The following is a 26295-nucleotide window of genomic DNA, read 5'->3' as shown; positions in this document are numbered from 1 at the left end:
ACTCTACCGAGCATTTTGGAGGTGAGCTACCGCGCCTACATGAACGACAGTCATCCTCACGCCAGCAATGACCGCGCAAGCTCGGCAGCGCCGATCATCGTCGCCGCCTCCCCCAACTGGGTGGTCCGGATGCGGGCCAGCGGGCGGTGCCCGGCTCCCGTGACGAGCGCGCCGTAATGCTCTCGCGCCTCGTCGAGGTACAGCGGCGCCGACGTGCTGACACCGCCTGCGATTACGATCAGGTCCGGGTCGTAGATATCGCTGATGAAGGCAAACCCGATGCCGAGCCAGTGCGCGAACTCCGCAACGGCAGCGAGCGCGATCCGGTCGCCGTCCTGGGCCGCTCCCGCGACCCGACGTCCCGTCAACGAGCCAGGATCGCGCACGGCTTCACGGGCCATGCTCGCCGATTCGGCAGGGTTCGCAGCGATCAGCTCGATCGCCGTATCCGCCAAAGCCGTTCCGCTGCAATAACGTTCCCAGCAGCCACGTTTGCCGCACGCGCAGGCGCGCCCGTCGGGAACGACCTGAACGTGGCCCAATTCCGGTGCGACACCATGACTACCGCGATACAACTTCCCGTCGATCAGCAGCGCGGCTCCGATGCCGGTCCCGATCGCCACGAGCACCACATTGTGGCCGCCGTGCGCGGAGCCGAATTTGTGCTCCGCCCAGATCGCCGCGTTGGCGTCGTGTTCGAGAATCACCGGCAAGCCGAGCCTGGTGCTCAGATCCCGACCGACCGGCGCGTTGACCCACGGCAGATGCGGCGCGAACCGCACCGTAGTCCGGTCGGGCGTGATGAAGCCTGCGACAGCGAGACCGACCGCGCCGATCGGGTGCCTGTTCGCCAGCTCCCGGACCGCACGGTCGAGAGTCTTTTCGAGCGCTTTGGCTGATTGCGGCGTGGGCGCCTGGATCGAATCCAGCACCTGGCCCGAAGCATCGACGACCGCGGCACGAATACTCGTGCCACCGACGTCTATACCTACTGTCAGTGCGGTCGCACCTTTGCGGCTCACACCACCGGTGTCCATGGGGTCGAATTGTGCCCACTCGAGCGTCGGTCCGTACTGGTCTCGGCTTTTATCGTCACCGGAATGTTCACCAAACGGTGAGAATCGGGCTCCGCAGGCTCTGGGTCCGCCGAAGCGGGCTTCGCCTCGGCCGGCAATTTCGGCTCGACCGGTACACCCGCGAGCGCCTCACGCAGAACGACGACGATGTTCGTGCCGTGGTCGGCAAGGATGCCGAGAAAGTCGTGGTGCTCGCCTCGGAGCAACGCGGCAGCGGCGCAGACCGGGCACCAATCGCAATTGGCCCACACCTCTTTGCCGACGCCCGTGGCCGCCGCACGCAGTGCGGGCTCGGCGCGTTCGAGGACGGCTTCGGCGAGCATCCGCAGCTCTTCACCGAGATCGGTGTGCTTCTCCGGCTTCGGTCCCTGCTTGTCTTGACGGCTCATTTCGGCCACACCTTCGGATCTGGGCGAAACCGGACAATCAAATTGTGACCGTCGAGCTCGGCCGCGTCGACTGTGCAGCGGCGAAGAACCGACGTGAGCCGAATCCGCCTGCGTGCACCGTCTGCTCCCACTATCAAATCGTCCTCCGCTCGTGCCAGGCTCAGGCTCGACGGCGCGGCCAGCGGAAGGTAGATCCGCATGGCATAAACCGATTCCGTGCCCGTTCCTGATTCCAGCCACACCGTAGGCGCCGTCGCATCCTCTTCGCGAGAGCCGTCGGTGTCGGCCAGTTCTGCGTTCACTGCATAAGCGAGCGCTCCTAGAGACGACAACCCTACCGGCTCCGGACCGGTGTGCTGAGCCGTGAAGACTATGACGTCGCTCATGGACTGTTCGAGCGATTCGACGACGTCGAGCTGTTCGCTGCGGCGGTTGCGGTACCAGCGCGCCGATGGATGGGCGTCACCGTCGACCTGCTCCCCCGGTGGGTCCAGTGGCGGAAGCACTTTGTTCACGATGACGGCGTCGAGGCGAAGGCCGAGGAGCGCGATCGCCGACCGGGTCCGGGCCGCTTCCGCGACAGCGACGCGCTCGGGTTCGGTGATCAAGCGCACGCCAGTTCGTTTGTGGTCGGCGAGTACATCGCGGACCGTGGCGACCGCCGACGAGATCTTCTCGACCGTCGCGACGATCACCGCCTGGCGAATGTCGATGCCGATTGCCGACGCCACGCGGCGATGCCGCGGCCAGATTCGCTCGAGATAAGCGAGGAACATGTCCGGTGCTGCAAGGGTGCGCAATGCGTCTGCTGTCGGTCCGCAGTCGACCACCACGATGTCCCACTGGTCGTCGGACGCCAACTCGACGATCTCGGCGAGGCCGAGCAGTTCCTGCACACCAGGCATGCCAGTGAGTTCGCCAGGTTCCAGCGAGGTGAGCTCAGCGCCGATCCCATGGTCGTGGCCGGTCCCGACCTTCAGCGTCTTCACGGTGTTGCGGTACTTGTCTTCGAGGAGCGCGAGCGTGTCGATCTCGATGACGTCGAGCTCGTCCATCACGGTCTTGAAGCCGGCGGTGGTGCCGGGGTCGTGCGGAATGTTGACGCCCATGGCGTCGCCCAACGAGTGGGCTTGGTCGATGGACGCGAGCAGTACCCGCTCCCCCGAACGTGCGAGCGATATTGCGGTCGCGCAGGCCAGCGTCGTCTTCCCGACGCCACCCTTGCCGATGAACAGCTCGATGCGCGCCGTGTCGCCGCTCAGCCTTCCACTCTCTTCTTCAGTTCCTTCAACGCCGTATCCGTGATGACTTTCTCTGCCTTCCGCTTGAACATGCCGATCATGGGAATGTTCAGATCGACAGCGAGCTCGTAGGTGACCTCGGTGCAGCCGCCGGGCTGGTCCGCCAAGGTGTAGGTGCCGTACTGCGATTTCTGAAGATCGCCGCGCACCAAGTGCCAACTGACGGATTTACCGTCAGCGGCCCAGTCGTAGACCAGATCGTAACTGTCCTTGACGATTCCCGCGTCCAGGACGAATCGGACCATATGCGCGCGGTCGTTCGCACCAGTCTCGACAACCTCGACCGTCTTGGCTGCTGCAACCCACACCGGGTACTGGTCGAAATCCGCGATGACGGCCATGACCTGGTCCGATGGTGCGGAAATGATGATCGACCGCTTTGTCATATCGGCCATCGTGAACCGCTGTCCCTTCGAGGAGATTGTGCTGGAGGAGATGGATCAGGCCGGCGGCTCGCCTGGTCGGCGGCCCGCTTCCAACTTGCCCTTCACTTCGAACGACATGCGCCGACCGGCAACCCGCCGAGCGCGAATCGCAGCCAGCAGGTCGCGCGGCCCGTCGTAGGACTGTCCGGTCGGTTCGGCATGCAGAAAATAGTGGAGGATCACACCGTCGAGTGACGGCTCGAGCCACACTTCCATCGTCCCGGACAACGCGCCCGCGACGGTCCAGCGGATGCCGTTCTCACCGCGGTCTTCGGATACGCCGAGAGTGAGGTCCGGCCACCAGTTCCGCCACTGTGACGGCGACGCGACCGCCGCTGCCACCCTCGCTGCAGGTGCTGCAACGAACGTCTGATCCGCGACCTGAATGCTGCTCACGCCGCAACCTCGCTTCGCTCGGTGGCAGCGCGCCCAGCGGCGCTGTGTCCAATTTGTCGCTCGCTGCGCTCGCTCATGCTTGCTTCACGGGCAGGAGCCTATCGACTCAATGCCCCTCGGAGCCAAGCAACCCGGTCAGCCTCGCGGCGAGCACGTCCCACCGCCAACTCTGGCTCACCCACTCCCGGCCCGCAGCCCCCATCGCAGCAGCGCGGTCGCGGTCGGAAAGTATCTCGATGATCGCGTCGGCCACCTCTACACCCGCCCGGCCGTTGACGACGGTCCCCGTTTTGCCCTCGACGACGGTCTCCGGCGCACCACCCGACCGCCCTGCCACGACAGGCACACCCGTCGCAGAAGCCTCGAGAAACACGATGCCCAGGCCCTCGACATCCAGTCCGGCACCGCGAGTGCGGCATGGCATCGCAAAAACGTCGGCAATCGTGTGGTGTGCGGCCAACTCGGCCGAGGGCACGCCACCGGTGATGATGACGTCGCCGGTCAACCCGAGGCCTTCGACGAGCTTGCGTAGCGCGTCCTCGTACGGACCGCCGCCCACGATCACCAGGACCGCGCCGTCGATCTTCTCTTTGACGCGCGCGAAGGACTTGATCAGAACGTCCTGCCCTTTACGCGGTACTAGACGCGACAGACATAGGACGGTTGGGCGATCACCGAGTCCGTATCGCTTGCGCAACTCCTCTCGCGCCGCGGGATCGGGTTTGAAAACGTCGGTGTCGACGCCCGGCGGGAGATGCTCGAGCGCGGCTCGAGCACCGAAGGCCGACGCGAATCGGCCGCGGGTATAGGCGCTGACATAGGTGACGACGTCGGTGTGATCGCCGATCACGCGCAGCGTCTGCCGCGCGGCGGGCAGCATCGACCAACCCACCTCGTGGCCGTGTGTGCTGGCAACGATGCGTTCCGCACCAGCCCGCCGCAATACCGGCGCGAGCACGGCCAACGGCGCTGCCGCCCCGAACCAGGCACTGTCGCACCCGCGGTCGGCGATCAGCTGCGCAGCCCGTCTGGCCACGAGCGGAGTCGGCAGCATCAACGTCGTCGGATGGCGGACGACCTCGAACGGCTGCTTGGCGTCGAAGCGAATATGGCTGTCACCCCGCCACCGAGGTGCATAGACGACGAGGTCGTCACCGGGCAGCTGCGTAGCCAGCGAATGCAAGTACGACTGGATGCCACCGGGGCGAGGTGGAAAGTCGTTGGTCACCAGCAGGGTGCGCGGCATGCGAACACCGTACTCAACCTGGCGGTGCGCGCTACGGCATGTGGCCGATCAGCGTCTCGCCCCAGCCTTTCACGAACTGGTCGGTGCCGATTCCGAGGACCTCGCGCAAGGCTCGGTCAAGGCCCGCGGCGTCGAGCGGTCCTTGTGCGATGCGGCGATAGAGGGCGACCAGCTTCTGCTCGCCGTACCGAGTGGCGACGTACGAGCAGATCGACCAGCCTTCCTCGTATGCCAGCCTTGCGGAATCGGGCGAGGAGAAGTCGGCGTCGGTCGGTAACTCGGTCGGCGGCCCGCCCGCCTGCAGTTGCGCGGTGAGCGTCGGCGCGATCTGGTGGAACGACAGGTCCGAATTTCGATAACCCGAATAGTCTGCGAAACCCTCGAGCATCCACAGCGGCGAGCCGTCGACCGTGGCCGCGCGAGCGGCGACGTGGGTGAGTTCGTGCCGCAACACCGTGCGAAGGGTGACCTCGGTCAAACGGTCGGCGGCTTCCGGACTGAACACGATGCGCTGACCACTCACGACGGATGTGCCCTTCGCGACGGCATCCGAGATCGAGACAGCGGCGATTTCTGTCCCGCTGTGCTCGGTGCCGACCAGTTCTGTGAACTCCTCCTGATCGCTGGCCGCGATGACGAGCGCCGCGCCCGCCCAATCGGGACCCCACAGTTCCGTCACCGCACTCACCGCGGTCGCAAGCTCGGCGGCGAGACTGTCGATCGTCGACTGCTGTTCGGGATGGCCGAGAACGACGGATTCGCGACCGTTGCCGTTCGGCACCTTCTCCGCCACCAGCGGGCCGAAATCCCATGGGCCACGCCACGTTTGGCGGCCACCAACGGCATCGTCGGAAACGAGTTTCCACGTATCGCCTCGTCGGGCGACGGTGAGCGACACTGGTTTGCGGGTCGAGACCGCATCGGGCCCCGCGACGGCGTATCGGAGATACACCGCCGGAGCCCACACATCGGAGGCCTGCAACGAGTCGAATACCTCGGGCGTGACCGGCACTTCCGGCTCCGCACTGATTTCGAATGCCCAGTCCGCGAGGGGTACACCGATGAGATTGTGTGCGCGTCGCACTTCACGGTCGAGGAAGCCAGCGCTCGCGCGTTCGTCGAACAGTGCGGGCAGGGCGTCGGCGTCGTCGTTGCGCAAGGCGGCAGCCCACTCGTCGAGCACCTTCTGCACGGCTGCTCGGCGCGCGGCATCGAACGGGTTGGCCGTCGAGGTGCTGCGCGATCCGGAACCCGGCAGATCGTCGCGACTCGGATGCAGCACGACGATGCCGATCGCGACGAGTACGGCAGCGACGAGCCCGATCAGGGCCGCGAGCTGCCAGCGTGCAATGCGGGAGGTAATCCGTTCCTACCCGCCGTCAGTACCGGCGCGCGCCGTAGAACGGACCGCCTCGATCCAGCGGCACGACGGCGACAGGTACACCGAACGTGGAGGCGTGGATCAGCAGACCGTTGCCGACGTAGATTCCGACGTGCGAAGCGTCTTCGTAGAACCCGATGACATCACCAGGCTGCAACTGGTCGCGCGGGACGGGCGTCCCGGCCGCCATCTGCGCCTGACTCGAGCGCGGCAGCGTCTTGCCTACCTGCTGGTAGGCCCATACGACCAGCCCTGAGCAGTCGAACGAGTTCGGACCGGTCGCACCCCACACGTACGAGTCGCCGACTCGGGTGAGGGCAGCCTGCAGCGCACCGAGGCCGGTTCCCGCAGGCAGACCCTGCAATAGAACGCTCGGATCGAACCCGGGCGGGAATGCTGCACCTGCGAGCATCGCCTGGTCGCCGGGTGAAAGCTGCGCCCACGCCGCCGTGACCTGTGCAATCGCGATCTGGAGTTCGCTCTGCTTCTTCTGCAGGTCCGCACTGACGGCCTTGGCCTGCTCGACGACGTTGCGCGCAGCGTCCGCGGACGCGCGCGATGCCTTCTCGGCACCGGCCGCAGCGTTGATCGCGACCCTGAAGGTATCGACTTGGGTGGTTGTCTTGTTCGAGATCACGTCGATCGCGGACATTTGATCGAGCAGCTGCTGCGGGGAGTCGCTCGTGAGGACTGCGAAGAGCCTGGTTGTGCGCGCACCTTGGTAGTTGGCTGCTGCAACCTTGTCGATCACCGGCTGATACTCGGCCACAATGCCTTTTGCGGCATCGAGTGCACGCTGATCCGCGGCTTGCCTGGCTTCGGCGTCCTTCTGGGCTCCGACCTTTTGATCCAGGTCGATCTGGGCGTTGTGGATCGCTTCGTTCAACTGCTCGGACTGCCGAGCAAGCTCCGTCAACTTCTGGACCGCATCACTCGCGTTGCCGGGTAACGCCACCGGGTCTGCCGCCGCGGGACCGGCGGGAACTCCTACCAAAGCGACCGCAAAGAGGCCGACGGCAACTGCGCCGCCGAGCGAACGCTTGAAACGCTGTAGCGCCACGGAACGAGTCTCCGTTCTTCCGTCATGCACCGGTCGCGGTGGCCGGTACGCCTAGGGCTGGGAAGATCAGCCCACGACCGCGAAAATATTCCGCGAGGTCTCGGATAGGTTACGGAACGGCATACATCGATGTCCAGCGCAGACACGATTCGATCACGACGAATCGCGTGCCGCGAGCTACCCAAGCCTCGGTCGCTGGACCCTACACGCAAAAAAGGTGGGCCGGTTGCCCAGCCCACCTGTCGCGCGTGCTCTGTATTAGATACGTCGTGCGGCGTAAATCGCCATCGAGTGCAACGGCGCATACTGCACCGGGGTACCCGAGGTGGAAGCGTGAATGATGTTTCCGTCGCCTGCGTAGAGGGCGGCGTGTCCACCACCGTTGTAGATGACGATGTCGCCGGGCCGCAGGTCGTCGACCGAGACCGCGTAGCCCGCGCCGGCCTGCGACTCGCTGGTGCGCGGGAGTCCGACGCCGACCTGGTTGTAGGCCCACATGACGAGACCCGAGCAATCGAAGGCGTTCGGGCCGGTTGCGCCCCAGACGTACGGGGAACCGAGCTTGCTCTGCGCAGCTTGAAGGGCCTGCTCGCCTGCGCTGATGATCGGCGCCGCGAACGGGGTGGGAACGCCCGGAATCGGCGGCAGCGGCGGGACAGCGAAGGGGACGTCGAAAGTTCCGATACCCGGGACGGTGACCGGGTCGGCGAGTGCGGGGGTGGCAGGCAGAATCATTGCGCCGAGGGCGATCGCCCCGGCGACGGCTGCACGACGCGCTTGTCGGTGCGAACTGAGTGACGCCATGAAAGTAGTGCTCCGTTCCGTTTTCATCCACCTGCCGAGTTAGCTGACGGGTTCGGGCTGGGAATCGTCAGCCCTACCCGCGTGATCGCTAGTGCGACGTCCGCGGGATTCACCCCAGAAGAACCTGGGTTCCCGGCTCGTCCGCCTTGTGTGGCGGCCGATTTGGCGGTGACCCGCGGTGCTGTGCAAGGTTGCTCAGCAAGACTCCGCAAGGTCTCGAAAAGGTTACGAAGCGATAAATCTGGTGTCTAACCTGCGACGCGTTCCCAGACCGGTTCGGCCTAAACCCGTTTCAGCCGATGCGACGGGGGTCACTTTCGACGCCATCCGGCGACACGCCGCGTGCAGCGCTCGAGTTGCGTACCGAAACAAGCCGCAAAACAGGGACCATCCCCGCTTCGGCCAGCACCGCAATCGCGTCCTGTTCTTCCTGGTCAAACCGAAATCGCTCGGTGCCCCCAGTAGTAGGGGCATGCGGGTGCCGTGGCAGCGCCGGTGGACCGAGCAGAACGGTGACAACGCATTCCGCGCACGCGGTGCCTCTGACAGCGCATTCATTGCAATCGACAATCACTGTGATCCCCATCTCCGAACGCCCGAAACGGCCGAGATGACGGCCGATACGCCGGAAAGCTAGCGCTCACCACCGACAAGTTCGGCGGTCCGGCGCGTCGGTCGGCGCTGTCGGTGGGCCGCCATACGCTGACGCCCGTGAGCACCGCACCAGCGCGTATCGGCCGCCAATTGGCGTTCGACGAGCTGGATACGCCGCTGCGAGACACGACATTCGTCGTCGTCGACCTGGAAACCACAGGTGGCAGCCCGACAGCAGACGCGATCACCGAGATCGGCGCGGTCAAGATTCGCGGTGGCGAGGTGATCGGTGAACTCGCGACGCTGGTCGATCCCGGGCGATCCATACCGCCGCTCATCGTCGAGATCACCGGAATCACCACGGCAATGGTGCTGGGCGCACCGCGCATCGAGCGCGTGCTGCCGAGTTTCCTGGAGTTCGCGGCGGGCGCGGTCCTCGTCGCGCACAACGCCCAGTTCGATACCGGATTCCTGCGAGCGGCAGCGAAGCAATGCAATGTCGAGTGGCCTGCGTTCAAGGTGCTGTGCACCGTGCAGCTCGCCCGCCGCGTCCTGACGCGTGACGAAGCCCCATCGGTCCGGCTGTCGGCGCTGGCCTCTCTGTTTGCTGCGACCACACAGCCGACGCACCGAGCCCTCGATGACGCACGGGCGACTGTCGACGTGCTGCACGCCCTTTTCGAGCGAGTCGGCAACCAGGGCGTGCACAGCTTCAGCGAGCTCGTCGACTATTTGCCTGCGGTGTCGTCGGGGCAGCGGGCCAAGCGGTCTCTCGCTGCGGGGTTGCCGCGCACTCCTGGTGTCTATCTCTTCCGCGGTCCATCGAACGAGGCCCTATATATAGGCACGGCAGTGAACCTGCAGCGCCGTGTCCGCAACTACTTCACCGGCTCCGAGACGCGCGGCCGGATGAAGGAAATGGTGGCGCTGGCAGAGCGGGTCGATCACGTCGAGTGCGCCCACGCGTTGGAAGCAGGCGTGCGCGAGCTGCGCTTGCTCGTCGCACACACTCCCCCGTACAACCGACGGTCGAAGTTTCCGAAACGGGCGTGGTGGGCGTCGCTGACCGACGAGCCGTTTCCACGGTTCAGCCTGACCCGAAAGGCGACACCGAACGCCCTCGGACCGTTCGGCTCGCGCACCGACGCTGCCGATGTCGCGGCCACCATCGCCGAATACTGCGGAATACGGACCTGCACCGACCGCATCGGGGCGTCCGGCGTGCACGGTAAGAACTGCCCACCCGCAGCGGTCGGTGGCTGCCCGGCGTCCTCTATACAGCCGCTGCAGACGGCCGAGGAGTACGCCGAGGCAGCCGCGAAGGCCGTGGCCCTGATCGCCGGCACCGACGACGCGCCGTTGCACCGCATTCGAGCACGCATCGAGCGCCTGTCGGATGCCGAGCTGTTCGAAAGTGCCGCACGAGTCCGCGATCGCGCGGCAGCGGTGGTGCTGGCACTGCGCAAGTTGCAGCGCCTGGTTGCGGTGGCCTCGATCACCGAACTCGTCGCAGCCCGGCCCGCGATCGAGGGCGGCTGGGAGCTGATCGTCGTCCGATCCGGTCGCTTGGCCTCGGCAGGCATCGCGGCCCGAGGCGTCGCCCCGATGCCGGTCGTCGCTGCGCTCACCGCCGCTGCGGAGACTGTCGTCCCGGACCAATCGCCCTTGCGCGGTGCGATGGCCGAGGAAGTCGGGCTCATCGCGCGGTGGCTGGACTCCCCGGGAGTGCGGATAGTCGCTGCGTCGGAGGGATACCGCGAACCGGCCGCCGGTGCAGGCAGTTGGCTAGGGTGGGCCGAGCTTGCCCGCGACGCGGTCCGGGCGGAGTCGGCAGGCGCTGCCTACCTACGCTTGGCCTGACACGTCTGCCGATCGACTCGAGAATGGAGCGAAATGATCACCGCAATCGTCCTGATCCATGCCGAGGCCGCGCAAATACCCGAGGCTGCGCAGGCGCTCGCCGACACACCGGGCGTGACTGAGGTCTATTCGTGTGCAGGTGACGTGGACTTGATCGCCATCGTGCGCGCGCAGGACCACGCCGAGATCGCGACCGTGGTCACGGGCCGAATCAACAAAGTCCCAGGAGTCGTGAAGACCGTCACTCACATCGCGTTCAAGTCCTACGCGACCGCCGAGGTCGACGCGGGGTTCTCGATAGGAGACTGACTAATCGGCGCCCAGTTCGTTCGACAGCGCTGACCACTTCTCCAGTACCGCGGTCGCGGCCCCACTGTCGATCGACTTCGCAGCACGTTCGAGGCCCTTGGCGATGGCACCTTCGAGGTCGTCGCCTACCCCCTCGAAGGACGCGATCGCAGCGGCAGCATTGAGTAGTACTGCATCGCGGACCGCTCCTGCCGCGCCGGCGAACGTGTCCCGCGCGATCTGTGCGTTCTCCACGGCGTCGCCACCGGTCAGCGCCTCCAGCGGGACCCGGGCGATGCCGAGGTCCGTCGGATCCAAGGTCCGTGGCGTGACCGTACCGTTCTCGACGACGAGCACCTCGGTGGTCGTCGACGTCGTGATTTCGTCGAGTCCGTCGTTCCCGCGGACAACGAGCGCACTGTTCCCTCTGGCCGCAAACACGCCTGCGACGACAGCCTGCAAATCGGCGAACGCACACCCGATCAACCCGGCGCGGGGCCGTGCAGGGTTGGTCAATGGTCCGAGGACGTTGAAAACCGTTGGGACGCCTATCTCTTTGCGTGGCGGGCCCGCGAAACGCAACGCCGGGTGAAAGACCGGGGCGAAGCAGAATCCGATCCCGACCTGTTCGACGCACCGGGCCACGCTCTCCGGTCCGAGGGCGATCCGAATCCCCAGCGCCTCCAGCACATCCGCGCCGCCACTTTTCGACGAGGCAGCCCGGTTGCCGTGCTTCGCAACTCGGACCCCAGCGGCTGCGACGACAACGGCGGCCATGGTCGAGATGTTCACGGTGCCGGACCGGTCACCGCCGGTACCGACAATGTCGACGAGGTTCGCATCGACCGGAACGACTCGCGAGTGCGCGAGCATCGACGTGGCCAGACCGGTGACTTCCTCTGCGGTCGGGCCTTTCATCTTCAGCGCTATTCCGAAGCCCGCAATCTGAGCGGACGTCGCGCGGTCGGACATGATCTCGTTCATCGCCCACTCGGTGTCGGCGCTCGCGAGGTCGCGACGGTCCGACAGAGCCCCGAGAATCAGTGGCCAAGTGCGCATGCTGTCGCCCTCGGCATCTGCTGCAACCATGCGTGCAGCTTAGTCAGGACCCGTTCGCTGCGCTCCAATGCCGCCGATCGTCCGGCGCGACGCTCCGAACGCAGGTCGGAGCTGATCTTGCGCCGCACCAGTGCACCCGCATCTACCTGGGCAAATTCGAGGCCGCGACGACGAGCGAAAAAACACTCCGACCAATTTCGCACCCCCGCACATGTTTCGTACTACGACCAGTCATACTTCTTCCTGTGACGACCGCAGTAGGTTCTCCAGGATCGGCAATTACCCAGCGCGTGCACTCGCTGAACCGGCCCAACATGGTCAGCGTCGGCACCATTGTGTGGCTGTCGAGTGAGCTCATGTTCTTCGCCGGGCTGTTCGCGATGTACTTCACCGCGAGAGCCCAGGCCCACGCGTACGACAAGTGGCCGCCCGAACCGACCGAGCTGAATTTGAAGCTCGCCATCCCGGTTACGGCAGTGCTCATCGCGTCGTCGTTCACGTGCCAGATGGGTGTCTTCGCTGCTGAGAAGGGCGACGTCTTCGGCCTTCGGCGCTGGTACTTCATCAGCCTGGTCATGGGCGCGATGTTCGTTGCCGGCCAGGGCTACGAGTACTACCACCTGGTCCAGGAAGGCACGTCGCTCTCGTCGAGCGTCTACGGCTCGGTCTTCTACATCACGACCGGTTTCCACGGCCTGCACGTCATCGGCGGTTTGATCGCGTTCATCTTCCTGATCGCACGAACGCTGGTCAGTAAGTTCACGCCCGCGCAGGCCACTGCAGCGATCGTCGTGTCGTACTACTGGCACTTCGTCGACATTGTGTGGATCGCCCTGTTCGCCACGATCTACTTCATCCGCTAGGAACACCGCAATTTCGGCCCCGTCGGTCCCCTCCAACAGCCCCCGCGAAAAAAGGGATCCCAGATGAGTTCCTCTCCCCCTCCAGCAGCTGAGCCTGACGGCCCGGTCCGGACAGCGCCGCTTTCGGCTTCGCAGTCGCGTCGCCAGCGCAAGCTTCGTAAACGTGTCGCGCGAGCGATGGCGTTGCTGCTGGGCTTGATCGGTGCCGGCCTGCTCGCTGCTGCGCTGACGCCGAACCCCCAGGTGGCCACCGCGCGCGAGGACGAAGAGGCGCTGATCATCGAGGGCAAGCAGCTGTACGAAACGTCGTGCATCACCTGCCACGGCGCGAACCTGCAGGGTGTCGCCGACCGCGGTCCGAGCCTGATCGGTACCGGCGAAGCGGCCGTGTACTTCCAGGTGTCGACAGGTCGCATGCCCGCCGCGCGTGAAGAGGCACAGGCAGAGCGCAAAGAACCGCGCTTCAACCTGCAGGAAACCGACGCTCTCGGCGCTTACGTTCAGGCCAATGGTGGCGGCCCCACCGTGCGGCGGGACGAGAAGACCGGAGAGATCGAAATGTCGTCGCTGCGTGGCGACAGCATCGCCCGCGGTAGCGAGCTGTTCCGCCTCAACTGCGCGTCGTGCCACAACTTCACCGGCAAGGGCGGCGCCCTGTCCTCCGGTAAGTACGCACCACCGCTCGCACCGGCGAACGAACAGCAGATCTACGACGCGATGCTGACCGGTCCGCAGAACATGCCCAAGTTCTCGGACCGCCAGATCACGCCGGCAGAAAAAGAAGACATCATCGCGTACGTGAAGTCGGCGACCGAGACGCTTCCCCCGGGTGGCTACGGGCTCGGCGGACTGGGTCCGGCCACTGAAGGTCTCGCGATCTGGGCAATTGGAATCGTCGCCATCGTCGGCGCGGCACTGTGGATCGGAGCAAGGTCATGAGCGACGCCGACGACGCGTCACTGGATAAGCCGTCGCTGGAAAAGCACGGCGAAGCAGAAAAGCACGCCGAACCGAAGAAGTACACGTCCGCTGAGCTCGAAAACATGAGCAAGGACGAGCTGTTCGAGCTCGGCACGAACCTCGACGGTGTCGACGTCGCGTTCCGTCGCGATCGTTGGGCGGTCAAGGGCACCCGCGCGGAAAAGCGTGCCGAGCGGTCGGTCGCATTCTGGTTCGCGCTGGCCGGGCTTGCCGGGCTCGCATTCGGCTTGATCTACGTCTTCTGGCCGAAGGACGCCAAGGGGAATGGGATCGCGACCGGCTGGGAGTACGCCGGAATCGATGATCCCGGGTACCTCATGTACACGGTGTACACCCCGCTTCTCGGTCTCACGCTGGGCCTCGCCGTCCTCTCGATCGGCATCGGTGCGGTCGTCTACACGAAGAAGTTCATCCCCGAAGAGGTGTCGATCCAGGATCGCCACGACGGCGGATCGTCGGAGGTGGACAAGAAGACCGTGGTCGCCGTGCTCGGCGATTCACTGACCACGTCGACGATCGGTCGACGCAAGCTCATCATCGGCAGCGGACTCTTCGGCGTTGGCGCGGTCGGAACCATGGCGATCCTGCCGTTCCTCGGCGCGATGATCAAGAATCCGTGGAAGGGCGGCGACAAGGCGGCCCTGTGGGTCTCCGGTTGGACTCCCGACTACCCCGGCCAGACGATCTACTTGCGTTACGACACCGGCCGCCCGCACGACATCGTGCTCGTCCGGCCCGAAGATCTCGACGCAGGCTCGATGATGACGGTGTTCCCGTTCAAGGAAGCCCACCGCAACGACGAGCACGCGCTTTTCGAAGAGCTCCGTGGCATTCGCAACGCGGTGATGTTGATCCGTCTGCGCACCAAGGATGCCGAAGGCGCGATCAAGCGGCGGGGTCAGGAGAGCTTCAACTACGGCGACTACTTCGCGTACTCGAAGATCTGCACGCACCTCGGTTGCCCGACATCGCTGTTCGAGCAACAGACCAACAAAATTCTCTGCCCGTGCCATCAGTCGCAGTTCCTCGCGACAGAATACGGCAAGCCAATTTTTGGTCCGGCTGCAAGGGCTTTACCTCAGTTACCACTTACGGTTATAAAGGAGAAGGGTCCGGACGGCAAAGTGGAGGAATTCCTCGTTGCAGCGTCCGACTTCCACGAGTCTCTGGGACCTGCATTTTGGGAGCGTAAAACGACATGAGCATTTCAGAGAAGGTCAATGCCAAGGCTGCGATTGCGGCCGAGAACGTCGACTCCCGCTACCATCTCGCCGCTGGATTGAAACGACAGATCAACAAGGTCTTCCCGACCCACTGGTCGTTCATGCTGGGCGAGATCGCGCTCTACAGCTTCATAGTCCTGCTGTTGTCCGGTGTGTATCTCACTCTGTTCTTCGACCCGTCGATGGCCGAGACCACCTACAACGGTGTGTACGCGCCGCTGAAGGGCGTCGACATGTCGCGGGCATACGCGTCGACACTCGACATCTCTTTCGAGGTCCGCGGCGGTTTGTTCGTCCGCCAGGTCCACCACTGGGCTGCGCTGCTGTTCGCAGCGTCGATCATCGTCCACCTGTTCCGCATCTTCTTCACCGGCGCATTCCGTCGCCCGCGCGAAGCGAACTGGGTGATCGGCAGCCTCCTGCTGGTGCTTGCGATGTTCGAGGGCTTCTTCGGTTACACGATCCCCGACGACCTGCTATCCGGCACCGGCCTTCGCGCCGCAATGGGCGGCATCACGCTGAGCGTCCCGATCATCGGCACGTGGACGCAGTGGCTGATCTTCGGCGGCGACTTCCCTGGCACGATCATCATTCCGCGGCTGTACATGGCGCACATTCTCCTGCTTCCCGGAATCATCCTGGCGCTCATCGGTATGCACCTCGCGCTGGTCTGGTACCAGAAGCACACACAGTTCCCCGGCCCCGGCCGCACCGAACAGAACGTCGTCGGCGTCCGCATTCTCCCTGTGTTCGCACTCAAGGGTGGCGCGTTCTTCGCCATGACGGTCGGTGTGCTCGCACTGCTCGGTGGCCTCGTGCAGATCAACCCGATCTGGAACCTCGGGCCATACAATCCGTCGCAAGTTTCGGCAGGTTCGCAGCCCGACTTCTACATGATGTGGACAGACGGTATGGCCCGCCTGTGGCCGGCTTGGGAGATCTACCCGTTCGGTCACACCGTTCCGGCCGTGTTCGCAATCGCGATCATCATGGGCCTGATCTTCACCCTGCTGTTCGCGTACCCATGGATCGAGAAGCGCCTCACCAAGGACGACGCGCACCACAACATCTTGCAGCGTCCTAGGGACGCACCGGTCCGTACCGGTATCGGCGCGATGGCGATCTCGTTCTACCTGGTGCTGACGTTGTCCACGGTCAACGACATCATCGCCTTGAAGTTCGACATCTCGCTCAACGCAACAACGTGGATGGGACGTATCGGGCTGCTTGTCGTACCGCCGCTCGCGTACTACCTCACCTACCGGATCTGCATCGGCCTGCAACGCGCCGACCGGGCAATCCTCGAGCACGGCATCGAAACCGGAATCATCAAGCGGCTTCCCCACGGCGAGTACATCGAGGTGCACCAGCCGCTCGGACCGGTCGACGATCACGGCCACCCGATCCCGCTCGAGTACCAAGGTGCGGCAGTCCCGAGCAAGATGAACAAACTCGGCTCAGCCGGCAAGCCTGGCATGGGCAGCCTCTTCAAGGCCGACCCAGGCTCCCAAGCTCGTGCACTCATCGCCGATGAGCACGAAGCCGAGCACCGCCAGCTCGCCATCATGAAGCGAGTTCAGGACGAGATCCACGGCCACAGCAACGGCAATGGCAATGGCAATGGCTCGTCGGGCAACGGCTCATCCGGCAACGGAGACGCACCGAGCCACTAGCTCCGCAGCGCACAAAGTCAAGGCCCCGAGTCCAACCGGACTCGGGGCCTTACCTTTTGCCCCACTCCCCCACCACGCTGCTCGAGTGCTGAATCCCGTAGGTGTCACCACGCACCCAGCTGTCGGCGATGTCGCGGGAACAACCCACACACACTGCATGGATGGCCCATCGCCTCACTCAGACTGCGACAATGGCCCATTCATGCAGTCCCCGCCCAGCCGACCACCGCATCAATGTCACAGCCAGCCGCTCAGATCGACTCAATGCCGCATTCATGCGGGTGTGCGGGACCAACTGTCAACGACCACCCACCACAGCCCCGACTTCTCCCCACAAATACAAACCTCGCGCACCCTATGGGGTACGCGAGGTCGGTAAAACAGGCGCTAAGTGGCGTTCAGTGCTTCTCTGGGCCGAGGTGGTACTCGAACAGCAATCCAGTGACCGCACCGAGGACACAAACGACTCCGAGGGCGATCAGCCATGGCTCGAAGAACGCGAGGCCGGTGGCGGTCAGAGCGGCTGCCGCGGCCAAGGTGACGGGCCAAATGCTGTGGGGGCTGAAGAAGCCCAGGTCGCCGGCACCGTCGACGATCTCTGCGTCTTCGTAGTCTTCCGGCCGCAGGTCGATGCGACGAGCGACGAATCGGAAGTAGGTACCGATGATCATGCAGAGGCCGCCGGTCAGGACCATGCCGGTGAGGCCTGCCCACTCGACGCCGGTGCGTGACAGTCCGGTGAAGACCGCATAGATGATCGCGACGATAAAGCAGAACCCAGTGAGGATCTCGAAGAGCTTGGCTTCGACCTTCATATCAGTTCGTGTCCTTACTTCTGATCGTCGTAAGTTGCTTCACGGGCCGTACGCACCGAGGTGAACGGCGTCGTCGTCGTGGCTACAGGCGATTCGCCGATGCCAGCCAAAGCCTCCGCATTAGTCTTTCCGCCCTTGCGGAGCGAGATGTAGGTGTTGAACTTCTCCGGCGTCACAGCCCGGACCTCGAAGTTCATCATCGCGTGGAACGTGCCGCACATCTCCGCGCACCGACCGACGAACGCACCTTCGTGCTCGATCTTGGTGATCTGGAAGGTGTTGTCCGAGTGGTTTTCCTTCGGATTCGGGTTCACGTCCCGCTTGAACAGGAACTCCGGAACCCAGAATGCGTGGATGACGTCGGCGGACGCGATGTCGAACTGAATGATGCGCTCGGTCGGGAGGACGAGCACGGGAATCTCGTGGCTGGACCCGACCGTCTCGATCTGGTCGTAATGCAGGTACGAGAGGTCGTTTGCATCCTTACCGTGGATCGGGCCGCGGCCGCCGTCTTCGACGGTGCGCTCTTTGGCTTTCTCGGCAGCCTCGTGCAGCGGTTCCTCGCGTGCGGTGTCGGTCAGCGCGTTCTGCTGGTCCTTGTCGACGGTCCGGTAGCCGAACTTCCAGTTCCACTGGTAGGCGGTGACGTCGACGACCACGTCCGGGTTGTCGACCTTCTCGAACACGTAGTTCTGGACAACGACCGTGAAGTAGAACAGCACGGCGATGATCACGAACGGCGCAGCCGTGTAGCTCAGCTCGAGCGGCACGTTGTAGCCGAACTGCTTCGGGAACTCCGGCGAATCCGCCTTCTTACGGTGGAAAACCACCGTCCAGAACGTAAGACCCCAGACGATCACACCCATCACCAGCGCCGCGATGACCGACCACGTCCACAGCTCGCGCATCCGAGTGGCCTGTGGCGTAACGCCTTCCGGCCAACCGAACCGCAGGACACTGTTGTTGATCGAGCAACCCGACAGCATCAGAGTCGCCAAACCCAGGGATCCAGCTAGCCCGGCTCGTCGAATAATCCGACTGTGCGCCACTTTCACGCCTTCCTGATCGCCGCAAGTTTCGATGGCGGTTTTCCACCGCCGGCCACTTGGCATGGCTCGAATACTACGCAGCGTAGACCAAACGCGGGGGCGGTTCGGGCTTGGGTATGAGCCGACACTCCGAACTATCTGCGGCATACTCGGCGTGGAGTTTCGGCGCCGCCCTCACCTAGGGCGATGAGCCATCGATTTCACGCAAGCGCAGCGAAAATGAGGTGCAAGTCACAGTGTGCGGACTGCTCGGGTATCTGACGGCCAACGGCACCACCGACCAGGCCGTCGAGGCGGTCGACGCTGCGATGCATTGCCTGCGGCATCGCGGTCCCGACGAGCACGGCACCTGGCACGACGACGACCTGGTCTTCGGCTTCAACCGCCTGTCGATCATCGACATCGAGCACTCCCATCAGCCGCTGCGCTGGGGCCCAGCCGACCAGCCGGACCGTTATGCCCTCACGTTCAACGGCGAGATCTACAACTATCTGGAACTTCGCGCTGAACTGGCCGAGAGCCATGGCGCCCAATTCCACACCGAAGGCGACAGCGAGGCCATCGTCGCTGCGTTCCACTACTGGGGCGATGCGGCCGTGGAGCGACTGCGCGGCATGTTCGCTTTCGCAATCTGGGACACGGTGACGCGCAAACTCTTCATCGCGCGCGACCCTTTCGGCATCAAACCGCTGTTTCTCGCCACCGGACCCAACGGGACCGTTTTCGGCAGCGAAAAGAAGAGCCTGCTGGAGTTGGCCCCACTCGTCGGCCTCCGTACCGACCTCGACCCACGTGCCATCGAGCACTACACGGTGCTGCAGTACGTTCCCGAGCCCGAAACGCTGCACCTCGACATTCGCAGGCTCGAATCCGGCAGCTACGCGCATCTGAGTCCGGGCGAGCCGCCCAAGATCGATCGCTATTTCACGCCGACGTTCCGGATCAAGCCGTTCGCGGAAGGCCAAGCCGAGGCGCGGTACGCAGAAATTGCCGCGGCTCTCGAAGATTCGGTCGCCAAGCACATGCGCGCCGACGTGACCGTCGGGTCCTTCCTCTCCGGCGGCATCGACTCGACAGCGATCGCGGCGCTGGCCATGCGACACAACCCGAAACTGATCACGTTCACCACCGGATTCGAGCGCGAGGGCTACTCGGAGGTCGACGTTGCGGCCGAATCGGCCGAATTGATCGGCGCGCGGCACATCGTCAAAGTGGTCGGGCCGGAGGAGTTCGCCAATTCGATCCCTGAGATCGTCTGGTACCTCGACGACCCGGTTGCCGACCCCGCGCTCGTCCCGCTGTATTTCGTCGCCAAGGAAGCCCGTAAGCACGTCAAAGTGGTCTTGTCGGGAGAAGGCGCCGACGAACTCTTCGGCGGCTATACGATCTATCGCGAACCGCTGTCGTTGCGCCCGTTCGAACGCCTATCCCCCGGCTTGCGCCGCGCGGCCGCGCGCTTGTCGGACCGCATTCCGGAGGGTCGACGCGGTAAGAGCCTGCTCAATCGTGGCTCGATGAGCCTTGAAGAGCGGTACTACGGCAATGCACGCAGCTTCAACGACGCGCAGTTGCGCGCGGTCCTGCGCGACTTCCGCCCCGAATGGACCCATCAAGACGTCACAGCGCCGATCTACGCCCAGTCCGAAGGTTGGGACCCGGTCGCTCGCATGCAGCACCTGGACCTGTTCACCTGGCTACGCGGCGACATCCTGGTCAAGGCGGACAAGATGACGATGGCGAACTCGCTGGAGTTGCGCGTGCCGTTCCTGGATCCCGAGGTGTTCGCCGTCGCGGAACGGATTCCGCTGGAGCAGAAGATCACGAAGGACACCACAAAGTACGCGCTTCGTCGCGCACTCGATGGCATCGTTCCTGCTCACGTACTGAACCGTGCCAAGCTGGGCTTCCCTGTGCCGCTTCGGCATTGGCTGAAGGGTCCGGAGCTGTTCGACTGGGCGCAGCAGCAGATCGCCGACTCGCAGACCGATCACCTGCTCGACAAGGCCGCCATCAAAGGCATGCTCGACGACCACCGGGCCGGAGTCTCCGACCACAGCCGTCGACTCTGGACCTTGCTGGTGTTCATGGTGTGGCACGGCATCTTCGTCGAAAACCGCATCGTGCCAACCATTCAAGAGCCGGTGTACCCGGTCTCCCTGTAGACCTAGAAGCAGGCAGCGCCGATTTCCTTGGCAGCGTCGGCGCCATAGGCGTCGGTGAGTCGTTCCAGCGCGACGTCGCGGTCGAGGATCCAATCCTGGGTGCCGGTGGTCTCGAGGATCAGTACGGCGACCAACGACCCCAACTGCGCGGACCGCTCGAGGCTCAAACCCGACGTGTGACCGGTCAGGAAGCCCGCGCGGAATCCGTCGCCGACGCCTGTCGGATCGACCTTGGCGGTTTCCGGTACGACCGCGACCTGTACGACGGCGCCGTCGGGATCGATGACCTCGACCCCCTTCGACCCGAGCGTCCGGACCCGAATTCCGACCCGCGCGGCAATTTCGTCCTCGGTCAGGCCCGTCTTCTGCCGTAGCAGGCCCCACTCGTACTCGTTCGTGAAGAGGTACTCGGCGCCGTTGATCAGCTTTTCGGCGTCGACGCCGTCCAGGAATGCGAGCTGCTGCGACGGGTCGGCGGCGAACGGAATGCCGAGCGTGCGGCATTCGTCGGTGTGTCGCAGCATCGCGCCGGGATCGTTGGCGCCGATGAGCACGAGCTCAGGCGTCACATTCAGCGAAGAGATGGAAATTTCGCGGGCTTCGCTCATCGCGCCGGGGTAGAACGACGCAATTTGCGCCATCGACTGGTCGGTCGTGCAGACGAAACGCGCGGTGTGGGCAGCCGTGGAGGTCCGCACTCCGCTGCAATCGACGTTCACTGCCTCCAGAGCGGCGCGGTAATCGGCGAAATCGGCCCCGACTGCGCCGACCAACAGCGGTGAGCCGCCGAGTTGGCCGATCGCATACGCAATGTTGCCGCCTACGCCACCCCGCCTGACCTGGAGATCGTCGACGAGGAAGCTCAGCGAGACGTGCTCGAGCTGGTCTGCGAGCAGCGAGTCGGCGAACCGACCCGGAAACCTCATCAGATGATCGGTGGCGATGGATGCGGAGACGGCAATTGTCACAGAGCTGGACCTTTCACTGCACATGACGATGCGAGGCCCTTCACAAGGAAAGGCCTCGCATCACTAGATTTCTCGGACCGACGCAGACGGCGTCAGTTGAAGCTGTCACCGCAGGCGCACGAGCCGGACGCGTTGGGGTTGTCGATCGTGAAGCCCTGCTTCTCGATGGTGTCGACGAAATCGATCGAAGCGCCGTCGACGTACGGTGCACTCATCCGGTCTACGGCGAGGGTTACTCCACCGATCTCCTTGATGAGGTCGCCGTCCAACGAACGGTCGTCGAAGAAGAGCTGGTACCGGAGTCCAGCACAGCCACCCGGCTGGACTGCAATGCGCAGTGCCAGGTCGTCGCGGCCTTCTTGATCGAGCAGAGCCTTCGCCTTGGCTGCCGCAGCATCGCTCAACGTGACACCGTGGGTGGTGGTCTCGTTCTGTACAGTCATGGACTCTCCCTATAGACAGGCTTGTTCATACCCCGCGAATGCTTCAACGGTACTCCGGCGATCTCTATTCCTCTAAATGCAGATAGCCTGGACGGGTGAAGCTGTTACGTCGAGGCGACGACGACAACTCGGACCAGACCACCGACGCGTCGGTCTCGGTCGACGACGATTCCGCCAAGGTCTCGCTTGGAAAAGGACGTCCGACCCCCAAACGACGCGATGCGGAGGCTCGCAAGCGTGGCCCTGTCGCGCCTGCGCCGCTGACCTCCAAGGAGGCGCGCGCTCGCCGCAAGACGGTCAAGGGGACCAAAGAGGACCGCAAAGTCGCAGCCGCCGCGCGCCGCGAGGCCGCCGCGACGCGTCGCGAGCGTATGGCCGCCGGCGACGACGCCTATCTGCTGCCGCGCGACAAGGGTCCGGTGCGGGCATTTGTCCGCGACATCATCGACTCTCGCCGCAACCTCGTCGGCATGTTCATGCCGTTGGCGCTGGTCCTGATCGTGACGATGTTCATCAGCCCACTGCTGCAGTTCATCGTCACCTTCGCCATGCTGGTGATGATGCTCTTCATGATCGGCGAGGGCGTCTACCTCGGCAAGATGGTGAACAAGCGGGTCGCCGAGCGCTTCCCCGATTCCCCGGACGGCGGTTTCAAGCTCGGGTGGTACGCCTTCACGCGCGCATCGCAGATCAAGAAGATGCGCCTGCCGAAGCCGCGAGTGAAACCGGGCGACGCGGTCTAGCGGTGCGCTGCCATTGCGGCTAGCTCGGTCGACACGCGCTCGACGTCGCGGTCGGCTGGGTACTGCCCAGCCAGGAATCCATGTGGCGAGAAGAACTCTCGTAGTGCTGCCAAGATGCTCATGGCAGTAAGTTTGCGCTCGCACATTTAGTGCCACCAGCGGCAGCAATGCCATGGTGCATCAAGATTCTGCCAGTTACACTTGGCGCCATGTTGTCCACGGTTGCTGCCGTATTGGTCGAACCTGCGGCGATGTTCGAGTTCGGCGTCGTCTGCGAAGTATTCGGCCTCGACCGCACCGCAGATGGTCTGCCCGCCTTCGATTTTCGCGTATGCGGGCTCGAGCCCGGCCGTCCGCTGCGAATGTCCACGCCCGGTGTGGCGGTGACGCCCGAATTCGGGCTCGACGGTCTGAAGGGCGCCGACCTGGTCGCCATCCCGGCATCGAGAACCACGACGAACGTCGACCCCGCGATACTCGACGCCATCCGGACGGCGTCCGACGCGGGCGCAACAGTGTTGACCGTCTGCTCTGGGGCGTTCCTCGCGGGCGAGGCCGGGTTGCTCGACGGTCGCAAGTGCACCACCCACTGGCGCTACGTCGAGGCATTGGCGGAGCGTTTCCCGACCGCTGTGGTCGATCCCGACGTACTGTTCGTCGACGAAGGGAATCTGATCACCAGCGCAGGGACCGCTGCGGGAATCGACGCGTGTCTCCACCTGGTCCGTCGGGAACTCGGCAGCTCGGTCGCCAATGCGATAGCCCGGCGCATGGTGGTTCCGCCGCAGCGTGACGGTGGCCAGCGCCAGTTCATCGAGCGACCTGTCGTCGAATATCGTTCCGACAGTTTGAGTTCCACGCTCGAATGGATGAACGACAACCTCGACCTGCCACACACGATCGACGACCTGGCCTTCCGCTCGACGATGTCGACGCGGACCTTCGCGCGCAAGTTCGCGGCCGAGACCGGGACGACACCGGTGAAATGGCTGACCAACCAGCGCGTGCTGCTGGCCAAGCAACTCCTCGAAGACACCGACCTCACCCTCGACCGGATCGCAGAACGCTGCGGCTTCGGCTCGGGCGCCCTACTGCGCCACCACTTCAATCGCGCCGTCGGCATCCCGCCTGCGGACTACCGTCGACGCTTCGCAGCCCCGGGAGTTGGTAGCGTCTAGCCTCGTGCCAGCCGACCCTCCCCCGCTCAAGACGCTGGTCCTGGGCGGCGCGCGGTCAGGCAAGTCGGCACACGCGGAACAGCTGGTCGGCGACGGTCCGGCTCGCTACGTCGCAACCGCCCGGCGCAATCCTGACGACGCCGATTTCGAACACCGCATCGCCGCACACCGGACCAGACGGCCGTCGACGTGGACCGTGGTCGAGAACGTCGACCTCACCGCCACACTGCGCACCGCCGGACCACCGACCCTGATCGACGACATCGGCACCTGGCTCACCGCCGCGCTCGACGCCGCACAAGCCTGGGACCGTCCGCGCGGGACGATCGACACAGCGCCGCTGGTGAATTCGGTCGCCGACTACCCCGGTCGCCTCGTCCTCGTGAGCCCCGAGGTGGGGCACGGCGTCGTACCGGCGACCGCGTCCGGCAGGCTGTTCCGCGACGAACTCGGCACGCTTAATCAACGGCTGGCTGCGGTATGCGACGAGGTCGTATTCGTGATCGCAGGCCTGCCCATGAAGCTCAAGTGAAAGGCACCCATGACTGAGTTCGACCACATCGAACCACCGAGCGCCGCAACGCGTTCCGAAGCGGAAGCTCGGCAGCTGCAGCTGACGAAGCCGGCCGGATCGCTCGGCCGCCTCGAGCTGCTCGGCAACTGGGTCGCCGCCTGCCAGGGTGTGTGCCCGCCGAACCCGCTCGCGCGGCCACGGGTAGTGATCTTTGCCGGTGACCACGGCATCGCTCGCAAGGGTGTATCGGCATTTCCGAGCGAGGTCACGCCGCAGATGGTCGGCAACTTCATCAACGGCGGCGCAGCGGTGAATGCGCTGGCGAAGGTCGCGGGCGCGACGGTCCGCGTCGTCGATATCGCCGTCGATGCCGATACCGGCCCCGCAGTGTCGACCCACAAGGTCCGGCGATCCTCGGGGTCGATCGATAGCGAAGATGCCCTCAGCCAGGACGAAGTCGAGCGCGCCATCGCCGCAGGCAGGGCAATCGCCGACGAAGAGGTCGACTCTGGCGCGGACCTCCTTATCGCCGGTGACATGGGAATCGGCAACACCACTCCCGCCACCGTCCTCATCGCCGCACTCACCAACACCGAGCCGGTCGCCGCCGTCGGCCGTGGAACGGGCATCGACGACGCCGGCTGGAGCAAGAAGACTGCAGCCGTCCGCGATGCCCTGCGCCGAGCCCGCCCGGTCGTGAAGAACCCCGTCGAGCTGCTGCGAGTCGCGTCGGGCGCGGACTTCGCGGCGATGGCCGGATTCCTCGCCCAAGCCGCGATCAGGCGGACCCCAGTCATCCTCGACGGCGTCGTCGTGACGGCTGCCGCACTGGTCGCCGAGGACCTCGCACCGGGTGCATCAGCGTGGTGGGTCGCCGGCCATCGCTCGACCGAACCTGCCCACACGATCGCCTTGGCACAACTTCGGCTGGAACCGCTCATCGAGATGGACATGCGGTTGGGCGAAGGATCCGGCGCGCTGACAGCACTGCCGATCCTGCATGCAGCGGTGGCGACGCTGGCGGAAATGGCGACGTTCGGCGACGCGGGAGTGTCCGACAAGTCGTGACCGGGTTGCGGCTGGCGTTCTCCTGGCTGACGGTCCTGCCGATCCGCGGACCGGATACCGTCGATCGCACCCTCGCGAAGAAGGCGATTGCGTTCACGCCGGTGGTTGGGCTTGTGCTCGGCGGCGTGGCAGCCGGACTGTTGTGGCTGCTCGAGCATCGGATCGAACCATCGCTCGCCGGACTGCTGACGGTCGCCGCACTGATCCTCGCCACTCGCAGCATGCATCTGGACGGATTGGCCGACACCTTCGACGGTCTGGGCTGCTACGGTCCGCCCGAACGCGCCCGCGAAGTTATGCGGTCCGGGTCCGCCGGACCGTTCGGCGTCGCAGCGATCGTCGTTTCGATTGGTGTGCAATCGCTTTCGTTGGGCTTCCTCGGCTTCTCCGAGGAATGGGCCGCCATCGTCATCGCCGTCTGCACGGGCAGGGTCGCCGTCGTCCTTGCCTGCCGTCAAGGCATCCGCGCGTCGAGCGACACCGGCTTCGGTGCGCTCGTCGCAGGCACTCAACCACTCTGGATCGGCCTCGTGTGGTCAGCCGCGCTGGTCGTTGCCGCAGCCTTCGCACTCGACTGCTGGTGGCAGCTGCCGCTGGCCGTCGTCGTCGTACTGGCCCTGAGCATGCTGTTTGTCGCGCACTGCGCCAAGCGGTTCGGGGGCGTGAGCGGCGACGTCCTCGGGGCCGTCATCGAGGTTACGGTCGCGAGCTGCGCTGTCGGCGCGCTTCTATAGGC

At 64.7% G+C, this 26295-nt stretch carries 27 protein-coding genes and 1 riboswitch; of the genes, 12 read left to right on the top strand and 15 right to left on the bottom strand.

All coding sequences use genetic code 11. From position 1 onward, the window contains the following. Nucleotides 1–56: 56 nt before the first annotated feature. The 9 genes from FGL95_RS07495 to FGL95_RS07455 all read right to left on the bottom strand — a co-directional run bounded on the left by FGL95_RS07495 (nt 57) and on the right by FGL95_RS07455 (nt 8078). A complete protein-coding gene (locus FGL95_RS07495; protein WP_169585585.1) occupies nt 57–1037 on the bottom strand; it encodes an ROK family protein in 981 nt (326 codons plus the stop codon). Further along, a complete protein-coding gene (locus FGL95_RS07490) occupies nt 1019–1465 on the bottom strand; it encodes a hypothetical protein (protein ID WP_206071597.1) in 447 nt (148 codons plus the stop codon). The genes FGL95_RS07495 and FGL95_RS07490 overlap by 19 nt, the downstream gene beginning before the upstream one ends. Next, a complete protein-coding gene (locus tag FGL95_RS07485) occupies nt 1462–2694 on the bottom strand; it encodes an ArsA family ATPase (RefSeq protein WP_338079778.1) in 1233 nt (410 codons plus the stop codon). The genes FGL95_RS07490 and FGL95_RS07485 overlap by 4 nt, the downstream gene beginning before the upstream one ends. Nucleotides 2695–2723: 29 nt before the next feature. Beyond that, on the bottom strand, nt 2724–3161 hold the full coding sequence (locus FGL95_RS07480; RefSeq protein WP_169585584.1) for an SRPBCC family protein: 438 nt from the start codon (nt 3159–3161) through the stop codon (nt 2724–2726). A gap of 45 nt (nt 3162–3206) precedes the next feature. After that, nucleotides 3207–3587 carry a polyketide cyclase / dehydrase and lipid transport gene (locus tag FGL95_RS07475; RefSeq protein WP_169585583.1) on the bottom strand — a complete coding sequence of 127 codons (381 nt, stop codon included), beginning with the start codon at nt 3585–3587 and terminating at the stop codon, nt 3207–3209. Between the two features lie 106 nt (nt 3588–3693). After that, nucleotides 3694–4833 (bottom strand): glycosyltransferase family 4 protein, encoded by a 1140-nt coding sequence (locus FGL95_RS07470; protein ID WP_169585582.1) that lies wholly within the window; start codon nt 4831–4833, stop codon nt 3694–3696. 31 nt (nt 4834–4864) lie between these two features. Continuing rightward, the gene (locus tag FGL95_RS07465; RefSeq protein ID WP_338079748.1) at nt 4865–6115 is read right to left on the bottom strand and encodes a hypothetical protein; all 1251 of its coding nucleotides are present in this window, start codon (nt 6113–6115) and stop codon (nt 4865–4867) included. A gap of 97 nt (nt 6116–6212) precedes the next feature. After that, the gene (locus FGL95_RS07460) at nt 6213–7274 is read right to left on the bottom strand and encodes an NlpC/P60 family protein (protein WP_169585581.1); all 1062 of its coding nucleotides are present in this window, start codon (nt 7272–7274) and stop codon (nt 6213–6215) included. A 258-nt stretch (nt 7275–7532) separates the two neighbouring features. Then, nucleotides 7533–8078 (bottom strand): C40 family peptidase, encoded by a 546-nt coding sequence (locus FGL95_RS07455; protein ID WP_169585580.1) that lies wholly within the window; start codon nt 8076–8078, stop codon nt 7533–7535. Nucleotides 8079–8091: 13 nt separating this feature from the next. Beyond that, nucleotides 8092–8256, bottom strand: a riboswitch (cyclic di-AMP (ydaO/yuaA leader). Between the two features lie 533 nt (nt 8257–8789). Between FGL95_RS07455 and FGL95_RS07450 the strand changes: the two genes are divergently transcribed. Both FGL95_RS07450 and FGL95_RS07445 read left to right on the top strand, forming a co-directional pair. Continuing rightward, nucleotides 8790–10532: a DEDD exonuclease domain-containing protein gene (locus tag FGL95_RS07450; protein ID WP_169585579.1), complete on the top strand. Its 1743-nt coding sequence runs from the start codon at nt 8790–8792 to the stop codon at nt 10530–10532. Nucleotides 10533–10565: 33 nt separating this feature from the next. Beyond that, nucleotides 10566–10841 carry an Lrp/AsnC family transcriptional regulator gene (locus tag FGL95_RS07445; RefSeq protein WP_169585578.1) on the top strand — a complete coding sequence of 92 codons (276 nt, stop codon included), beginning with the start codon at nt 10566–10568 and terminating at the stop codon, nt 10839–10841. Here the strand turns inward: FGL95_RS07445 and trpD are convergent, their stop codons facing one another. After that, nucleotides 10842–11909 carry an anthranilate phosphoribosyltransferase gene (trpD, locus tag FGL95_RS07440; protein WP_169585577.1) on the bottom strand — a complete coding sequence of 356 codons (1068 nt, stop codon included), beginning with the start codon at nt 11907–11909 and terminating at the stop codon, nt 10842–10844. It abuts the gene before it with no gap. Between the two features lie 215 nt (nt 11910–12124). Between trpD and ctaE the strand changes: the two genes are divergently transcribed. The 4 genes from ctaE to qcrB all read left to right on the top strand — a co-directional run bounded on the left by ctaE (nt 12125) and on the right by qcrB (nt 16619). Beyond that, nucleotides 12125–12742: an aa3-type cytochrome oxidase subunit III gene (gene ctaE, locus FGL95_RS07435; RefSeq protein WP_169585576.1), complete on the top strand. Its 618-nt coding sequence runs from the start codon at nt 12125–12127 to the stop codon at nt 12740–12742. Between the two features lie 63 nt (nt 12743–12805). Further along, nucleotides 12806–13681, top strand: a complete 876-nt coding sequence (gene qcrC, locus FGL95_RS07430; RefSeq protein ID WP_169585575.1) for a cytochrome bc1 complex diheme cytochrome c subunit — start codon at nt 12806–12808, stop codon at nt 13679–13681. Continuing rightward, nucleotides 13678–14925 carry a cytochrome bc1 complex Rieske iron-sulfur subunit gene (gene qcrA, locus FGL95_RS07425; RefSeq protein ID WP_206071596.1) on the top strand — a complete coding sequence of 416 codons (1248 nt, stop codon included), beginning with the start codon at nt 13678–13680 and terminating at the stop codon, nt 14923–14925. Before qcrC ends, qcrA begins: the two co-directional genes overlap by 4 nt. Then, nucleotides 14922–16619, top strand: coding sequence for a cytochrome bc1 complex cytochrome b subunit (qcrB, locus tag FGL95_RS07420; protein ID WP_169585574.1), 1698 nt, complete (start codon nt 14922–14924; stop codon nt 16617–16619). Before qcrA ends, qcrB begins: the two co-directional genes overlap by 4 nt. Before the next feature lie 398 nt (nt 16620–17017). On the opposite strand, the gene FGL95_RS07415 is transcribed toward qcrB, so the two are convergent. Together FGL95_RS07415 and ctaC are read right to left on the bottom strand one after the other, a co-directional pair. Then, a complete protein-coding gene (locus FGL95_RS07415) occupies nt 17018–17434 on the bottom strand; it encodes a cytochrome c oxidase subunit 4 (protein ID WP_169585573.1) in 417 nt (138 codons plus the stop codon). A 14-nt stretch (nt 17435–17448) separates the two neighbouring features. Then, nucleotides 17449–18489 (bottom strand): aa3-type cytochrome oxidase subunit II, encoded by a 1041-nt coding sequence (gene ctaC, locus FGL95_RS07410; protein WP_169585900.1) that lies wholly within the window; start codon nt 18487–18489, stop codon nt 17449–17451. Between the two features lie 230 nt (nt 18490–18719). Between ctaC and asnB the strand changes: the two genes are divergently transcribed. Beyond that, nucleotides 18720–20645, top strand: coding sequence for an asparagine synthase (glutamine-hydrolyzing) (asnB, locus tag FGL95_RS07405; RefSeq protein ID WP_169585899.1), 1926 nt, complete (start codon nt 18720–18722; stop codon nt 20643–20645). A gap of 2 nt (nt 20646–20647) precedes the next feature. Here the strand turns inward: asnB and FGL95_RS07400 are convergent, their stop codons facing one another. Both FGL95_RS07400 and FGL95_RS07395 read right to left on the bottom strand, forming a co-directional pair. Next, nucleotides 20648–21613 carry a PfkB family carbohydrate kinase gene (locus tag FGL95_RS07400; RefSeq protein WP_169585572.1) on the bottom strand — a complete coding sequence of 322 codons (966 nt, stop codon included), beginning with the start codon at nt 21611–21613 and terminating at the stop codon, nt 20648–20650. A 92-nt stretch (nt 21614–21705) separates the two neighbouring features. Beyond that, the gene (locus FGL95_RS07395) at nt 21706–22056 is read right to left on the bottom strand and encodes a HesB/IscA family protein (protein ID WP_169585571.1); all 351 of its coding nucleotides are present in this window, start codon (nt 22054–22056) and stop codon (nt 21706–21708) included. Between the two features lie 95 nt (nt 22057–22151). On the opposite strand from FGL95_RS07395, the gene FGL95_RS07390 reads away from it, so the two are divergent. Then, the gene (locus tag FGL95_RS07390) at nt 22152–22799 is read left to right on the top strand and encodes a DUF3043 domain-containing protein (protein WP_169585570.1); all 648 of its coding nucleotides are present in this window, start codon (nt 22152–22154) and stop codon (nt 22797–22799) included. Here the strand turns inward: FGL95_RS07390 and FGL95_RS32745 are convergent. Next, the gene (locus FGL95_RS32745) at nt 22796–22921 is read right to left on the bottom strand and encodes a hypothetical protein (protein ID WP_277351751.1); all 126 of its coding nucleotides are present in this window, start codon (nt 22919–22921) and stop codon (nt 22796–22798) included. The two genes, FGL95_RS07390 and FGL95_RS32745, sit on opposite strands and share 4 nt — an antisense overlap. Before the next feature lie 87 nt (nt 22922–23008). Here FGL95_RS32745 and FGL95_RS07385 point away from each other — a divergent pair, with 87 nt between their 5' ends. The 4 genes from FGL95_RS07385 to FGL95_RS07375 are packed head-to-tail and all read left to right on the top strand — an operon-like array spanning nt 23009 to nt 26293. Next, nucleotides 23009–23977 (top strand): helix-turn-helix domain-containing protein, encoded by a 969-nt coding sequence (locus FGL95_RS07385; RefSeq protein ID WP_169585569.1) that lies wholly within the window; start codon nt 23009–23011, stop codon nt 23975–23977. A gap of 4 nt (nt 23978–23981) precedes the next feature. Next, nucleotides 23982–24509, top strand: a complete 528-nt coding sequence (locus FGL95_RS32230) for a bifunctional adenosylcobinamide kinase/adenosylcobinamide-phosphate guanylyltransferase (RefSeq protein ID WP_338079747.1) — start codon at nt 23982–23984, stop codon at nt 24507–24509. Between the two features lie 9 nt (nt 24510–24518). After that, on the top strand, nt 24519–25559 hold the full coding sequence (cobT, locus tag FGL95_RS07380; protein WP_240962809.1) for a nicotinate-nucleotide--dimethylbenzimidazole phosphoribosyltransferase: 1041 nt from the start codon (nt 24519–24521) through the stop codon (nt 25557–25559). Further along, nucleotides 25556–26293, top strand: a complete 738-nt coding sequence (locus FGL95_RS07375) for an adenosylcobinamide-GDP ribazoletransferase (RefSeq protein ID WP_169585568.1) — start codon at nt 25556–25558, stop codon at nt 26291–26293. Before cobT ends, FGL95_RS07375 begins: the two co-directional genes overlap by 4 nt. Nucleotides 26294–26295: the final 2 nt, after the last annotated feature.

The organism is Antrihabitans stalactiti (genome assembly GCF_012932915.1).
In the GTDB taxonomy this organism is placed as follows: domain Bacteria; phylum Actinomycetota; class Actinomycetes; order Mycobacteriales; family Mycobacteriaceae; genus Antrihabitans; species Antrihabitans stalactiti.
The sequence above is the reverse complement of the archived record's forward strand: the minus strand, read 5'-3'. Positions and strand labels throughout refer to the sequence as shown.